8 protein-coding genes are annotated in these 15,300 nt (G+C 68.9%); 5 read left to right on the top strand and 3 right to left on the bottom strand.

Annotated elements, in window-relative coordinates; translation table 11 throughout:
- The first annotated feature begins 71 nt into the window (after positions 1-71).
- The gene (locus tag AC1DSO_RS09365; protein ID WP_477068561.1) at positions 72-2,438 is read left to right on the top strand and encodes an ATP-binding protein; all 2,367 of its coding nucleotides are present in this window, start codon (positions 72-74) and stop codon (positions 2,436-2,438) included.
- Here AC1DSO_RS09365 and AC1DSO_RS09360 read toward each other — a convergent pair.
- A complete protein-coding gene (locus AC1DSO_RS09360; protein WP_477068560.1) occupies positions 2,419-3,948 on the bottom strand; it encodes a helicase HerA-like C-terminal domain-containing protein in 1,530 nt (509 codons plus the stop codon). The genes AC1DSO_RS09365 and AC1DSO_RS09360 overlap by 20 nt on opposite strands.
- A gap of 102 nt (positions 3,949-4,050) precedes the next feature.
- On the opposite strand from AC1DSO_RS09360, the gene AC1DSO_RS09355 reads away from it, so the two are divergent.
- The 4 genes from AC1DSO_RS09355 to AC1DSO_RS09340 all read left to right on the top strand — a co-directional run bounded on the left by AC1DSO_RS09355 (position 4,051) and on the right by AC1DSO_RS09340 (position 12,932).
- Positions 4,051-5,184 carry an AI-2E family transporter gene (locus AC1DSO_RS09355; protein WP_477068559.1) on the top strand — a complete coding sequence of 378 codons (1,134 nt, stop codon included), beginning with the start codon at positions 4,051-4,053 and terminating at the stop codon, positions 5,182-5,184.
- 298 nt (positions 5,185-5,482) lie between these two features.
- Positions 5,483-10,309, top strand: a complete 4,827-nt coding sequence (locus AC1DSO_RS09350) for an NAD-glutamate dehydrogenase (RefSeq protein ID WP_477068558.1) — start codon at positions 5,483-5,485, stop codon at positions 10,307-10,309.
- Between the two features lie 61 nt (positions 10,310-10,370).
- The gene (locus AC1DSO_RS09345; RefSeq protein WP_477068557.1) at positions 10,371-11,690 is read left to right on the top strand and encodes an MFS transporter; all 1,320 of its coding nucleotides are present in this window, start codon (positions 10,371-10,373) and stop codon (positions 11,688-11,690) included.
- Between the two features lie 39 nt (positions 11,691-11,729).
- A complete protein-coding gene (locus tag AC1DSO_RS09340) occupies positions 11,730-12,932 on the top strand; it encodes a DUF418 domain-containing protein (RefSeq protein ID WP_477068556.1) in 1,203 nt (400 codons plus the stop codon).
- Here the strand turns inward: AC1DSO_RS09340 and AC1DSO_RS09335 are convergent.
- Both AC1DSO_RS09335 and purH read right to left on the bottom strand, forming a co-directional pair.
- Positions 12,929-13,681: a dienelactone hydrolase family protein gene (locus AC1DSO_RS09335; RefSeq protein ID WP_477068555.1), complete on the bottom strand. Its 753-nt coding sequence runs from the start codon at positions 13,679-13,681 to the stop codon at positions 12,929-12,931. The two genes, AC1DSO_RS09340 and AC1DSO_RS09335, sit on opposite strands and share 4 nt — an antisense overlap.
- 19 nt (positions 13,682-13,700) lie before the next feature.
- Positions 13,701-15,290: a bifunctional phosphoribosylaminoimidazolecarboxamide formyltransferase/IMP cyclohydrolase gene (gene purH, locus AC1DSO_RS09330; RefSeq protein WP_477068606.1), complete on the bottom strand. Its 1,590-nt coding sequence runs from the start codon at positions 15,288-15,290 to the stop codon at positions 13,701-13,703.
- Positions 15,291-15,300 lie beyond the last annotated feature (10 nt).

The following is a 15,300-nucleotide window of genomic DNA, read 5'->3' as shown; positions in this document are numbered from 1 at the left end:
CGCAGAGCCCTAAAGCTCGTGGCGTGTCATTGAGGATATCGCGCGTGCTGGGACGGACAGCTATCAGGTTCGTGACAGCAGCCGACCGGCGCGAACTGCGCTACGGCTTCGCAATGCTTGCGGTCCTGGTGGCCCTGGCGGCGCGGATCGCCGCCGTCCTCGTCACCGACGTCCCCTCCAATTTCCCCACGTTCTTCGTCGCCGTTCTGATCGCGGCGATGGTTGGAGGTCTGGGTCCGGGATTCCTGGCTCTGGGGCTCAGCGCGACGATCGCGTGGCGGTTCTGGATGTCGGCCGACGGCGGCTGGACGCTGCACACGCGCGAGGCCGTGCAACTGGCCATGTTCGTGCTCTGCGGCGGTCTGATCGTCGTACTGGTCGAGGCGCTGCGCATCGCCGTGCGCGCCGGTCTGGCCGCCGAGCAGCGATTCCGCTCGGCCCAAGAGGCGTCGCTGGACGCCTTCGTCATTCTGGAGCCGGTGCGCGAAGCCGGCCAGGTGATCGACTTCCGCTGGACCTACGCCAATCCCAAGGCCGACTCGATGCGGCCCGCGGGAACCTCCACCCTGCTGGGCCGTCGCGTGCTGGACGTCTTCCCCGACGAGACCGGTCGCGAGATGGTCGAGCGGATGAATCGCCTGCTTGCTTCGGGCGGCCCGGACGATATCGACGTGCGGCGAGTGATCGACGGCGAGGAGCGGTGGGTCCGGTCCAGTGGCGTCCGCCTGGGCCGCGATCTGGCGGTGACCTTTCGGGACGTGACCCAGGAACGTCGCGCGGCCGCCGCCCTGCGCAGCAGCGAGGAGTTGTTCCGGGGCATGGCCAATTCGGCTCCGGTGATGATCTGGGCGACGACCGCTCGGGGGCGGGCCGACTGGTTCAACCAGGCCTGGCTGAACTTCCGAGGAAGGACTCTCGCGGAGGAGCTGGGTGACGGCTGGTTCAGCGGCGTGCATCCCGAGGATCGACTGGCCAGCCTCGATGCGGCCGATGCGGCCGTCGAGAAGCGCGAGCCGTTCAACGTCGCTTTTCGGCTGCGTCGCGCCGACGGAGCCTGGCGGTGGATCAACAGCGTCGGCGCGCCGCGCTTCGACGAGGCGGGGGTCTATCGCGGCTATATCGGCAGCTGCTTCGACTTCACCGAGACGGTCGAGGCGCGCAAGGATCTCGAGGATCGGGTCGCCGAGCGCACCGCGGCCCTGAAGGCCAGCATGGCCGAGACCGCTCAGGCGCAGGCGGCGCTGGCTCAGGCGCAGCGCCTCGAGACGGTGGGCCGTTTGACCGGCGGCGTGGCGCACGACTTTAACAATCTGCTGACCGTCATCGTCGGCGGTTTGGATATGATCCTGCGTCGGCCGGACGATACGGCGCGTGTCACGCGGCTGGCCGGAGCGGCCCTGGCGGCGGGCCAGCGGGGCGAGCGGCTGACCCGGCAACTGCTGGCCTTCTCGCGCAATCAGGAGCTCAAGCTGGAGGTCGTCGACGTCGGCGCGCTTCTGGACCAGGCCGAGCCGCTGCTGCGGCGGGCCGTCGGCGAGGCCATGGCCCTGACGATCCGGCGCGACGCCAGACCGGTTGGTTCACGGGTCGACGCCGCCCAGTTGGAGGCGGCGTTGCTGAACCTGGTGGTCAACGCCGCCGACGCCACCTCGACCGGCGGCGCGATCACGATCGAGGTCGAACCGGTGACCCTGACCGAGGGTCAGGTCGCCGACGCCGCGCCCGGCGACTACGTCAGGGTGGCGGTCAGTGACACCGGCACGGGCATGCCGCCCGAGGTTCTGGCTCGGGTGTTCGAACCGTTCTTCACGACCAAGGAGGTCGGCAAGGGCACGGGCCTGGGCCTGGCCCAGGTCTACGGCTTCCTGCGCCAGTGCGGTGGTGGGGTCAGCATCGACAGTGTCGAGGGGCGGGGCACAACGGTCGGCCTTTACCTGCCCGCCACCGGCGAGCTTGCCGCGCCGGCCCCGGCAATGGCCGCGCCGCCGTCCCGGGACCGGCTGAAAGGCGTTCGGGTGCTGCTGGTCGAGGACGACGCGGCCGTGCGCGAGATCGCCGACGGTCTGTTGCGCGATCTCGGCTGCGACGTGACCACCGCCGAGAACGGGGCCTCGGCTCTGGAAGCGCTGGAGGAGGGCGTGGCCTTCGACCTGCTGATGTCCGACATCGTCATGCCTGGCGGGATCAGCGGGGTGGACCTGGCGCGCTCGGTTTCGGCCAACCGCCCGGACATGGCGGTGCTGTTGACCACCGGCTATGCCGGCGATCGGATGGACGTCGCGCCCGCCGATCTGCCCTGGCCGGTGCTGCGCAAGCCGTTCCAGGTGACCCAGTTGGCCGAGATGGTTTCGGCCCTGCTGGCGGACCGCGAGCCTCAGGCGCCGAAAAAGAAGCGCGCGCCGTCCCGCAAGCCCGGCGTCAGCGCCGCCGACGGGTGAGGCCGCCCAATAGGCCGCGCATCAGCTCCCGTCCAGCCTGAGACGCCACGGTGCGCACCAAGGTGACGGCGAAGGCTTCGGCCACCGATTGCCGGCTCGAGGCGCGGGGCCGGCTGGCGCGGACCTCGCGGGCGTCCTCCCGTTCGCGGATCTTGGCCTCGGCGGCTTGGCGCTTGTCCTCTTCGGCCTCCTCGCGCGCCGCGTCCGCTTGGCGCAGGGCCTGCTGGGCGCGACCCTGCAGGATTTCATAGGCGGAATCGCGATCCTGGGTCTGGTCGTAGACCCCGGCGACCGGACTCTTGGCCTGCAGGGCGGCGCGCTCCTCCGGCGTGATCGGGCCTAGGCGCGAGGCCGGCGGGCGGATCAGGGTCTTCTGCACGACCTTGGGCGCGCCGCGCTCGTCAAGGGTCGAGACCAGGGCTTCCCCGACGCCCAAGGCCTGGATGGTCTCGGCGGTGTCGAAGTTCGGATTGACCCGGAACGACTGGGCGGCGGCCTTCAGGCCCTTCTGATCGGCGGGGGTATAGGCGCGCAGGGCGTGCTGCACCCGAGCGCCCAACTGGCCCAGCACCGCGTCGGGGATGTCCGCGGGGTTCTGGGTGACGAAATAAACCCCGACGCCCTTGGAACGGATCAGGCGCACGACCTGCTCGATCTTCTCGAGCAGAGGCTTGGGCGCGTCGTTGAACAGCAGGTGAGCTTCGTCGAAGAAGAAGACCAGCTTCGGCTTTTCCGGATCGCCCACCTCGGGCAGCACCTCGAACAGCTCCGACAGCAACCACAACAGGAACGTCGAATAGAGCTTGGGCGATTGGACCAGCCGGTCGGCGGCCAGCAGGTTCACGTAGCCGCGCCCCGCCGCGTCGGTGCGCATCAGGTCCGACAGGTCCAGGGCCGGCTCGCCGAAGAAGTGCTCGGCGCCCTGGGTCTGCAGGGTCAGCAGCTTGCGCTGGATCGCCCCGACCGTCGCGGCCGAGACGTTGCCGTACTGGGTGCCGATCTCGTCGGCGTGGTCGGCCACGTATTTCAAGGCGGCCTGCAGGTCCTTGAGGTCCAGCAACAACAGGCCGTCCTGATCTGCGACGTGGAAGACGATGTTCAGCACGCCTTCCTGCACATCGTTCAGCTCCAGCAGGCGCGACAGCAGCAGCGGGCCCATCTCGGAGATAGTGGTGCGGATCGGGTGGCCCTTCAGGCCGAACAGGTCCCAGAACATCACCGGCGGCGCGGCCGGCGACAGGGTCAGTTCCATGGCTTCGGCGCGCGCCATCATCTTCTCGTTCGGCGCCCCAGGCATGGCCACGCCCGAGAGGTCGCCCTTCACGTCGGCGGCGAACACCGGCACGCCGGCGTCGGAGAACGCCTGGGCCATGATCTGCAAGGTGACGGTCTTGCCCGTGCCGGTCGCGCCGGCGACCACGCCATGGCGGTTGGACCGATCCAGCCGTTGGGTCACAGGCCCTTCGCCGAGTCCGACCAGGATCTCGTTCTCGCCAATCGACAGCGGCATGGGGCACAAACTCCTTGGATGGTCGTTCGACCCTAACCGGGGCCTTGCGCCGCGCCAATCGGGACGGGCAATGTCGCTCCAGTTTCCGGAGATATTTTACAAATGCCCGCGCCCGCCCCGCCTTCCGTCACCACGCGCAACGCGGTGGTGTTCCTGGCCGTCATCGCCGGCGGGGTGACGCTGAAGTGGATGCAGGACATCCTCACGCCCCTGGCCCTGGCGCTGTTCCTGGCCGTGATGATCGACAGCTTCTCGCGCGTCCTGACGGCCCGGGCGCCGAAGTTCCCCAAGCCGCTGGCCCTGCCGACCGCGGTGGTGCTGTCCCTGCTGCTGTTCGGCGTCTCGATCTGGATCGTCGTCGACAACGGCAAGGAGTTCTTCGACCACTCCTCGGAATACGTGGCGAGCCTCAACGCCCTGATCGCCAAGTTCGCGCCGATCGTGGCCAGACTGGCGCCGGGGCTGGAGTTGACGGTCGCGCCCACCATCGGCGACCTCATCAAGCAGTGGAATCCGCAGCGCTACGTCGGGGACGTGGCGCAGTCCTTCAACAGCTTCGCCACCAGCGCGGTGCTGGTGCTGATCTATCTCGGCTTCATCCTGGCCTCGCGGAAGGGCTTCGCGCGCAAGATCGTCGCACTCTTTCCGCATCATCCCGAGCGCGACCAGAACATGAAGCTGTTCCAGCGCATCCGCGACGGGGTGGAGCAATATCTGTGGATCCAGACCGTGACCGGCCTGATGATCGCCGTCGCCGCCTGGGTGGTGATGATGCTGGTGCGGTTGGACAACGCCTTCTTCTGGGCGTTCCTGATCTTCCTGGCCGCCTATATCCCGATCCTGGGCGGGGCCATCGGCTGTTTCCTGCCGCCGCTGTTCGCCTTGATCCAGTTCCCCGACAGCCTCTGGCCGGCCATCATTCTGTTCGCCGCCCTGCAGTCGATCTTCTTCGTGGTCGGCAACGTGATCTATCCGCGAATGCAGGGCGACAGCCTGAACATGGACCCGACGGTGGTGCTGTTATCTCTGGCGTTATGGGGCGCGCTCTGGGGGGTGCCGGGCATGTTCCTGTCCACGCCCCTGACCGTGGCCACGATGCTGGTCCTGGCCCAGTTCGAGGGCTCGCGCTGGATCGCCATTCTGCTGTCCGAGGATGGCGACCCGCAGGGCGAGCGGATCTTGTCAGGCAATGGTCATGGACCCGCGCCCGACGACTCTCCGGCGCGAAAGAGATAGGGGCGCGAAAGAAATGAGCGCGCCTCTTAAACTCCGAGCCTCGGTCCCTATCTATTCCTTGTCCGGCTCCCCCCACCCGGACACCCCGCCGATCGCGGCCGGCAAGACCGCCGCCATCGAAGCGGAAAACGCCCGCTCCCCCCAGCGGGCCTGCGCCGCCGGCTTCCCCCCAGCCGGCGGCGCTTCCGTTTCTCACGGACAGGGCGAAAGCAGCACGAATTCTTTCCGATTCCGACGTAGCGGTTGAAGTGACGCCTAAAAGGGCTAGGTTGCGGCCAAAAATTCGCGAGGAAATCCCATGATCGGTGAAAAAAATGACCTCAAGTCCGCTGAGGCTCCGATCGGCCCGCTCGTAGCCGCCTTCGCCCAGGCCTTGAGTTCCTCCGTCGAGGCGCTTTCGCCCGCCGCCCGCGGCTTCGTCGCCCAGGCGCAAGACGATTGGTCGGCCGAGGAACTGCCTGGTCTGGACATCGCCGACGTGGCCCGGGCCCTGGCCGATTTCTGGCGGTTCGGCGAGAGCGCCAAGGATCTGTCCGAGCCGGCCATTCGCATCCGCCGCGCCGAAGGCGGCGAAACCCCCTCCGACCTGCTCGAGATCGTCCAGCCCGATCGTCCGTTCTTGGTCGACAGCATCATGGGCGAGGTGACCGAAGCCGGCTTCTCGGTCCGGGCCATGTTCCACCCCGTCGCCGACTGCGGCGGCGTCCGCCGGTCCATGATCCAGGTCTGGCTGGCCCCCGTCGGCGAGGACCGCGAGGCGGCCCTGGTCCAGGGCGTCCGCGAGGCGCTCTCCGACGTCGGCCTGGCGGTCCAGGACTTCGACGCCATGCGCGCCTTGATGCGCCGCACGATCGACGAGCTGAAGAGCGCCGATACGCCGGTGTCGGCCGAGGAGAAAGCCGAGGATCTGGCGTTCCTCGACTGGCTGGAAGGCGACCATTTCGTGTTCCTGGGCGCACGCGTCTACGAATATCCCCGCACCGCCGACGGCGGCTACGCGGCAGAGGAGCCGCTGTACCAGCCCGAGGGCAGCCTCGGCGTGCTGCGCGACCAGGCCCGCACCGTGCTGCGTCGGGGCAGCGAGCCCGCCATCCTGTCGGCCCAGATCCGCACCCATATCGACATCGGCGACCCGATCGTGGTGGCCAAGTCGAACCTGCGCTCGCGCGTCCACCGCCGCGGCTACATGGATTATGTCGGCGTCCGCCGCTACGGCGCCGATGGCAAGGCCGCGGGCGAGGTCCGCTTCGTGGGCCTGTTCACCGCCGAGGCCTACGAGACGCCCGCCCACACCGTGCCGCTGGTCCGCCGCAAGGTGGCTCACGTCCTGGATCGCGCCGGCAAGGATCCCGAAAGCCACAACGGCAAGCGCCTGCGCAACATCCTCGAGACCTGGCCGCGCGACGAGCTGTTCCAAGCCGACGAGGCCCAGCTGCTGTCGACGGCCATGGGCGTGCTGCACCTCTACGACCGGCCGCGCGTGAAGCTGTTTCCTCGCCGCGATCCGTTCGACCGCTTCATCTCGGTGCTGCTGTTCGTGCCGCGCGACCGCTACGATTCCGGCGTCCGCGCCCGGGCCGGGGCGATCCTGGCCGAGGCGTTCCGGGGCCGGGTCTCGGCTTACTATCCCAGCTTCTCCGACGCGCCGCTGGCGCGCGTGCACTACATCCTGGGCGTGACGCCGGGCGATCACGCCGAGCCGGACCTGGCCGCCGTCGAGGCCGCCATCGCCGAGACCGCCCGCACTTGGGACGACCGCTTCGAGGCCGCGATTCGCGAAGGCTCGACGGGACGCGTCGCCCACCTGCTGGCCCGTTACGCCGGCGCGTTCCCGCCCGGCTATCGCGACCAGTACGACGCCGCCGAGGCCCTGGCCGACATCCAGGTCATCGACGACCTGACCGAAGGCGAGGCCGTTCGCGTCCGCGCCTTCCGCCGCCCGGACGACAGCGCGGTGACCTTCCGCTTCAAGCTGTATCGCCCCGGCGCGGCGGCTCCGTTGGCCGACGTACTGCCGATCCTGGAGCACATGGGCCTGAAGGCCCTGATCGAGGATGGCTTCAAGGTTTCCCCCGACGGACAGCCGATCTGGATCCACGAGTTCGTCCTGCGCGACGAAGCTGGCGAGCACTTGGTGTTCGACGACGTGAAGCAGGCCTTCGAGGCTGCCTTCGTCGCCATCTGGACGGGCCGCGCCGAGAGCGACGGCTTCAACCGCCTGGTGCTGGAGCTGGGCATCGGCTGGCGAGAGGCGGCCCTAATCCGCGCCCTGGCCCGCTATCGCCAGCAGTCGGGCCTGGATCCCAGCCAGGGCGTGCAGGAGCAGGCCCTGTCGGATCATCCTGGCGTCGCCCGCCTGATCCTGGATCTCTTCCAGACCAAGTTCGACCCGGCAGTGAAGGCCGACCTCAAGGCTCGCGAGGACCAGGCCAAGGCCGTCGAAGCCAAGATCGTCGAAGCCCTGCAGGCCGTGGAAAGCCTGGACTCCGACCGCGTCCTGCGTCGCCTAGCGGCCCTGGTCGGCGCGATCCAGCGCACCAACTTCTATCAGCCGGCCGCCGACGGCGGCCCCAAGCCGTACATCAGCTTCAAGATCGCCTCGCGTGAACTCGAAGACCTGCCGGCTCCCAAGCCGTACCGCGAGATCTACGTCTCGGCTCCGCATGTCGAGGGCGTGCATTTGCGCTTCGGCCCGGTCGCCCGGGGCGGCCTGCGCTGGTCGGACCGCCGCGACGACTTCCGTACGGAAGTGCTTGGCCTGGTGAAGGCCCAGCAGGTCAAGAACGCCGTGATCGTGCCGGTCGGTTCGAAGGGCGGCTTCTATCCGAAGCAGCTGCCGCGCGGCGGCGACCGCGACGCGATCCAGACCGAAGCGATCCGCGCCTACAAGACCTTCCTGTCGGGTCTGTTGGACCTGACCGACAACATCGATCCCGACAACAACGTCGTGCCGCCGGCCTCGGTCGTCGTCCATGACGGCGAGGATCCGTATCTGGTCGTCGCCGCCGACAAGGGCACGGCGACCTTCTCCGACATCGCCAATGGCGTGGCCGAGGACTACGGCTTCTGGCTGGGCGACGCCTTCGCCTCGGGCGGCTCGGTCGGCTACGATCACAAGGTCATGGGCATCACCGCCCGCGGCGCCTGGGAGGCGGTCAAGCGCCACTTCCGCGAACTGGGCAAGGACATCCAGACCGAGCCGTTCACCGTGGTCGGCGTCGGCGACATGTCGGGCGACGTGTTCGGCAACGGCATGCTGCTGTCCAAGCAGACCAAGCTGCTGGCCGCCTTCGACCACCGCCACATCTTCCTCGATCCGAACCCGGACGTGGCGGTGTCGTGGGAAGAGCGCGACCGGATGTTCAAGCTGCCGCGCTCGTCCTGGGACGACTACGACAAGGCGAAGATCTCGCAGGGGGGCGGCGTCTTCGCCCGCAGCCTGAAGAACATCCCACTGTCGAAGGAAGTCCGCGATCTGTTCGAGATCAAGGCCGAGGCGGTCTCGCCCGCCGAGCTGATGACCGCGATCCTGAAATCCAAGGCCGAGCTGCTCTATCTCGGCGGCATCGGCACCTATGTGAAAGCCAGGGGCGAGACCAACGCCGACGCCGGCGACAAGGCCAACGACGCCATCCGCATCAATGGCTCGGACCTGCGGGTCAAGGTGGTGGGCGAGGGCGCCAATCTGGGCCTGACCCAGGCCGGTCGCATCGAGTTCGCGCAGGCGGGCGGCCACATCAATACCGACGCCATCGACAATTCGGCCGGCGTCGACAGCTCCGACCACGAGGTCAATATCAAGATCCTGACCGGCATTCTGGAGCGGTCGGGCGAACTCACCCGTCCGGACCGGAACACGCTGCTGGCCTCGATGACCAACGATGTCGGCCACCACGTGCTGGAGCACAATTACGACCAGACCCTGGCCCTGACCCTGCTGGAGAGCGACGCCGCTTCCGAGGTCGACGCCCAGATCCGCTACATGGTCGATCTCGAGCAGCGCGGCCGCCTGGACCGTCGCGTCGAGGGCCTGCCGACCAATACGACGCTGCTTGAGCGCAAAGCGGCCGGCAAAGGCCTGAGCCGTCCCGAACTGGCGGTGCTGCTGGCCTATGGCAAGCTCGATTTGTTCGACGAGATCGTCGCCAGCCAGGCGCCGGACGATCCCTGGTTCGAGGCCACCTTGCGCGGCTACTTCCCCAAGGCGCTCGACCGCTATGCCGACGCCATGCAGAAGCACCGGCTGAAGCGCGAGATCATCGCCACGGTGGTCGGCAATCAGATGGTCAACATGTGCGGCCCGACCTTTGTCAGCCGCCTGAAGGCCGCCGCCGGGGCCGATGTCGGCGCGGCGGTGGTCGGCTTCACGGCCGCTCGCGAGATCCTCGGCGTCGATGGGCTGTGGGACCAGGTCGCCTCGCTGGACAACAAGGCCTCGGCCAACGGCCAGACCGCGCTCTACAAGGCGCTGGCCTACGCCCTGCGCAGCCTCAGCTTCTGGCTGGCCCGCCGCGCCGTGCGCGACCGGTCGACGGTCAAGGCGCTGGTCGACGCCTACGGTCCGTCCGTGGCCGCGCTGCGAGCCCTGGCCCCGGCCATCCTGTCGCCGTTCGAGCAGAAGGCGGTCGCCAAGCGCACGAAGGCCTATGTCGCCGATGGCGCGCCGGAAAGCCTGGCCCAGGCCGTGGCGGCTCTGCAGCCTCTGACCACGGCCGCCGACCTTGTCGATCTGGCCAACGCCTCCAGCTGGAGCGTCGAGAACGTCGCCCGCCTTTATCATCAGGTCGGCGCCGCCTTCGGCTTCGACCGTCTGCGCGGCGCGGCCGGCTCGTTCGTCGGCGGCGACAGTTTCGAGCGGCTGGCGGTGCGCCGCCTGATCGAGGACATGCTGACCGAGCAGACCACGATCACTCAAGCGGTCCTCAAGTTCGCCGCCAACGCCCAGGCGGGCGAGGACGAGGGCGCGGCCAAATCCGCCATCGCTTCGTGGGCCGCGCTGCGCGGTGATCGTCCTCGGGCGGTCAAACGGACGATCGAGGACATCGAACAGGCCGGCGGCGGCTGGACCTTCGCCAAGCTGACCATCGCCAACGCGGCGCTGCGAGAGCTGTCCACCGCCGCTTGATGTTTGGCTGGCTCCTTCGCCGCCTCTCCCTTACGAGGGGGAGGCGGTAGGGAGCGTAGAGATGGACCAGGGCGATCGTCGACGCGTGGCTTGGGCCGCCTATGAATGGGCGCAACAGCCCTATTGGGCGCTGATCGCGACCTTCATCTTCACGCCCTATTTCGCCGCCGGCTTTGTCGGCGACGCCGCCCGGGGGCAGAGCTTGCTCGGCTATGCCGGCGCGATCTCGGGCCTGGCCATCGCCATCCTGTCGCCGATGGTGGGCGCCAGCGTCGACGCGCGTCGCAATCCCAGGGCCTGGTTGATCGGTCTGGGCTTCCCGTTCGTGATCGCCAGCGCCGCCCTGTGGTGGGCCGCGCCGGGCGAGGTCTCGCGCATCCCGCTGATCCTGGCCTGCCTGGTCGTCGCCGGCGTCGCGGCCGAGCTGAGCGTGACGGTGATGAACGCCCTGCTGCCGGTGGTCGCCAAGCCGGGGCAGGTGGGACGCCTGTCGGGGACGGCCTGGGCTCTGGCCTATGTTGGGGCGCTGATCTCTCTGTTCATCGTTCTCTTCTGCTTTTCGCTGCCCAAGGTCCCGATGCTGGGCCTGTCGAAGGCGCTGCACGAGCCCGACCGGATCGTCGGTCCCATGGTGGCGATCTGGTTCATGCTGTTCGCCTGGCCGCTGATGCTGACGGCGCCCCAGCCCCCGGCGGCGGGCGGGACCAAGCCGCTGGCCGAGCTGTGGGAGACAATCCGTAGTCTGCCCAGCCGTCCGCACATGCTGAAGTTCCTGATCGGCCGGATGCTGTTGGGCGACGGCATTTCCAGCTTCATCGCGTTCGGTGGCGTGCTGGCCGCGGGCCTGTTCGGCTGGACGACGACGCAGCTTGGCCTCTACGCCATTTTGTTGTCGGTGGCTGCCGGGATCGGGACCTTCATCGGTGGTCGGATCGACCAGAAGATCGGCTCGAAGTCGACCGTGCTGATCGCCACCGGCGTGATCCTGTTCGGCGCGGCGGGCGTGGGCCTGGTCGGCAAGGATACGATCTTCTTCCTGATCCCGGTCGCGCCCGCCCAGGCCGGCGGGGCGCTGTTTTCCAGCACGCCCGAGCGAATGTTCCTGTTCTTCAGCCTGTTCGTCGGCCTGACCTTCGGGCCCGCCCAGTCGTCCCTGCGCGCCTGGATGGCCGAGCTGGCCCCGGCGGGCGAGACCGGGCGGTGGTTCGGGCTCTACGCCCTGTCGGGCAAGGCCACGGCCTTCATGGCCCCGCTGGTGATCGCGGTCGGCACCCGGCTGGCCGGCGACCAGCGGATCGCGGTCGTGGTCTCCGCGGCGTTCATGGCGCTGGGCGCCCTGGTGCTCGTGAGCGCCCCGCGTCGCGCCCCGGTTGTCGGCTGAGGCGGAACAGGGCAGGCTCTTCCTTCGAGGGGAAGCTCCATGACCAAGGACCGGATCGTTCTGCTGGACTCGCTGCGGGGGCTCGGCGTGCTGGGCATCCTGCTGTGCAACGCGCCGGACTTCGCCGTGCCGCCGCCGATCTCGGAGTCGGCCGCGAACTGGCCGCACGGGACGGGGCCGGCCACCCTGGGCGTCTGGGTCGTCACCCAGTGGCTGTTCCAGCGCAAGTTCGTGACCCTGTTCGCCATGCTGTTCGGCGTCTCGATCTTCCTGGTCGGCGGCGAGCGATCGGACCTGGAGCGCGGCGCGATCCTGCGCAAGCGCCTGTCCTGGATGGTGGTCTTCGGCCTGCTGCATGGCTTCGCGGTCTGGTTCGGCGATGTGCTGCTGAGCTACGCCCTGGCCGGCTTCGCGGTGCTGCTGGCCCGCTCCTGGACGCCGCGACGGCTGATCCGCACCGGGGCGACGATCTGGATGATCTTCACCGTGGTGATGCTGGTCGGCATGAGCATCGCCGCCTTCATGCCGCACGAGCCCGCCCAGGCCGTGCTGGAGGCGGCCAAGGAAGTCGCCAAGGGCAAGGCCGCCGAGGCCCAGTACGGCGGGACCTTCGTTCAGTCGCTGGTCCAGAACGTCAAGGATCGCCTGGGCTTCCTGACGGCCGAGCCGATCATCTTCGTGATGACCTCCAGCCTGATGCTGATCGGCCTGGGCTGCTTCAAGGCCGGGGTCCTGACCGGCGAGGCCTCGGATCGCCTGTACCGCCGCCTGCTCGTCGTCGGTCTTTCCGCCTCGGTCCTGATCGGCGGCCTGTTCGTCGCCCAGGTCGCGCTCGGCCTGCCCCGCGCGCTGGGCCTGGTTAGCCTGGGCCTGCAGTGGATGCTGGCCCCGCTGACGACGCTGGCCTATGTCGCCCTGATGGTCTTCGCGGCGCGGTCCAAGGCCTGGAGCGCGATTCCGAAGGTCCTGGCGCCGGTCGGCCAGATGGCCTTCACCAACTATCTGAGCCAGTCGCTGATCATGACCGTGATCTTCTACGGCGGCCGGGGCCTGGAGCTGCATGGCAAGGTCGACCGGCCGGGCCTGGCGGCGATCGTCGTGGCGATCTGGGTCGCGCAGATCCTGTGGTCGCGCTGGTGGATGGACCGGTTCGAGATGGGCCCGCTGGAGTGGGTCTGGCGCCGGCTCTATCGCGGCCCGACGCCGATCCGCCGGCCCAAGCTCGAGCCCGTCATCGCCTAGAGGCAGCTGCGCAGCGCGCCGGTGAAATAGGTTCGCACCTCCTGGAACAGGTCGGGCCGATAGCGCGCCCGAGGGTCATTGGCCTTGTCGTCGTCGAAGGCATGGGTGGCGTCGGCGTAGAACACACGGTCGACCGGCAGGCCATCACGGACCAGCCGGTCCAGCGCCTTGGCCGGCGCCTTCCAGCCGACCACCTGGTCCTTGCCGCCCAGCACCGACCAGACGCGCGGTCCCCACTGGCCCCAGCCGCGGGCCGAGGTCAGCGAGGGATAGCCGGCATAGGGATAGACCAGCAGCGCGCCCTTGACCCGCTCGCGCAGCTTGACCGGGTCGGCGTCGATCAGGCCGGTGGCCCGCGCGGCGTTCACCCCGACCGCGTAGCCGTCCATGATCGTCCAGCCGCCATGGCTCCAGCCGGCCAGGAAGACCCGCTTCGGATCCGCCCAGGCCTGGCCTTCCAGCCAATGGGTCATGGCGAAGACGTCGGCCGAGCGCTTCAGGCCGCCTAGCGTCATGCCCGTGCAGACCAGGAGCTTGCCGTCCAGGGTCGACAGGCCGCGCGGCTTCAGCGAATCGACGACCACGGCCGCCCAGCCGGCCTGGACGGCGGCGCGGGCGTAGTCCTCGAGGAACGGCGTCTTGCCGCCGCAACCGTGCAGGATCAGCGCCACCGGGAAGGGCCCCAGGCCCGCCGGCTTGAAGACCCGGGAGTGTCGGGCGACCTGCTGGCCCCAGGCGGCGCTGTCCATGTGTCCTCCCGAACGTGTGCTAGTGGCGGAATACTCGCACGCCGGTGAAGGCCATTGTGAGGCCAAGCTTGTCGGCCGCCGCGATCACTTCCGGGTCGCGCATCGAGCCGCCCGGCTGGATGATCGCCGTCGCCCCCGCCTCGGCCGCCTGGATCAGGCCGTCGGCGAACGGGAAGAAGGCTTCCGAGGCGCAGGCGCATCCACGGAGGTCCAAACCAAAATCAGCTGCCCGAAGGGCAGCGATCCGGGCCGAATCCTTGCGGTTCATCTGGCCGGCCCCGACGCCCAGGGTCTGGCCGGCGCGGGCGTAGACGATGGCGTTGGACTTGACGTGCTTGCCGACCGTGAAGGCGAACAGCATGTCGCGGATCTCGTCTTCCGTCGGCTGGCGCTGGGTGACGATCTTCAGGTCCGAGGCCTTGATCCGGGCGTCGTCGCGCGACTGAACCAGGAAACCGCCGGCCACGCTCTTGAACGTGTCGCCGGTCGACAGCGGGTCGGGCAGGCCGCCGGTGACCAGCAGGCGCAGGTTCTTCTTGGCCGCGAACACCGCGACGGCGTCGTCGTCGGCCTCGGGGGCGATGACCACCTCGGTGAAGATCTCGACCATGGCTTCGGCTGCTTCGCGGGTCAGGCGCGAGTTCACGGCCACGATGCCGCCGAAGGCCGAGGTCGGGTCGCAGGCCAGGGCCCGCTCATAGGCCTCGCGCTGGCTGCCGCCGACCGCCACGCCGCACGGATTGGCGTGCTTGATGATCGCCACGGCCGGACCGGCCGCCGGGTCGAACTCGGCGATCAGCTCGAAGGCCGCGTCGGTGTCGTTGATGTTGTTGTAGCTGAGCTCCTTGCCCTGCAGCTGGGTGGCCGTGGCCACGCCGACACGCGGGCTGGGGAAGGCGTAGAAGGCCGCCTTCTGGTGCGGGTTCTCGCCGTAGCGCATGGTCTGGCGCAGCTCGCCGGCGATGGCCTTGCGGGCCGGGAAGTCCTGGCCGAGAGCCTGGGCGAACCAGGCCGAGATCGCCGCGTCATAGGCCGCCGTGCGGGCATAGGCGCGGGCCGCGAGCTGCTGGCGCAGGGCCAGGGTGGTCCCGCCAGCCTTCAGGGCTTCCAGCACTTCGGCCAGGTCGGCCGGGTCGGTGCAGACGGCGACATAGCCGTGGTTCTTGGCCGCCGAGCGSATCATGGCCGGGCCGCCGATGTCGATGTTCTCGACGCACTCGGCGTAGGACCCGCCCTTCGCCACCGTCGCCTCGAACGGATAGAGGTTCACGTACAGGATATCGATGCCGCCGATGCCGTGGTCGGCCATCGCCTGCGCATGTTCGGGCGCGTCGCGGACGCCCAGCAGGCCGCCGTGCACCACCGGGTGCAGGGTCTTGACCCGGCCGTCCATCATCTCGGGAAAGCCCGTCAGGTCCGAGACGTCCTTGACCGGGATCCCGGCCGCGGCGATCGCGGCCTTGGTGCCGCCGGTCGAGACCAGCTCGACGCCGGCGGCGTGCAGCACCCGGGCGGCCTCGACGAGGCCGGTCTTGTCGGAGACCGACAGCAGGGCGCGCTTGGGGGCGACGAGATCGGGGGCGGACGGATAGTCGGGGGCGGCGGGCACGGCGGACTCC

The organism is Caulobacter sp. P4_E5 (assembly GCF_056401555.1).
Note: the sequence above shows the minus strand (reverse complement) of the source record. Positions and strands in the feature narration are given on the sequence as shown.

Excerpts from the sequence above, each read along its gene's own strand:
- AC1DSO_RS09350 (WP_477068558.1), top strand. The coding sequence starts at position 5,483 with ATGATCGGTGAAAAAAATGACCTCAAGTCCGCTGAGGCTCCGATCGGC.
- AC1DSO_RS09355 (WP_477068559.1), top strand. The coding sequence starts at position 4,051 with ATGCCCGCGCCCGCCCCGCCTTCCGTCACCACGCGCAACGCGGTGGTG.
- AC1DSO_RS09360 (WP_477068560.1), bottom strand. The coding sequence starts at position 3,948 with ATGCCGCTGTCGATTGGCGAGAACGAGATCCTGGTCGGACTCGGCGAA.
- AC1DSO_RS09340 (WP_477068556.1), top strand. The coding sequence starts at position 11,730 with ATGACCAAGGACCGGATCGTTCTGCTGGACTCGCTGCGGGGGCTCGGC.
- AC1DSO_RS09335 (WP_477068555.1), bottom strand. The coding sequence starts at position 13,681 with ATGGACAGCGCCGCCTGGGGCCAGCAGGTCGCCCGACACTCCCGGGTC.
- AC1DSO_RS09345 (WP_477068557.1), top strand. The coding sequence starts at position 10,371 with ATGGACCAGGGCGATCGTCGACGCGTGGCTTGGGCCGCCTATGAATGG.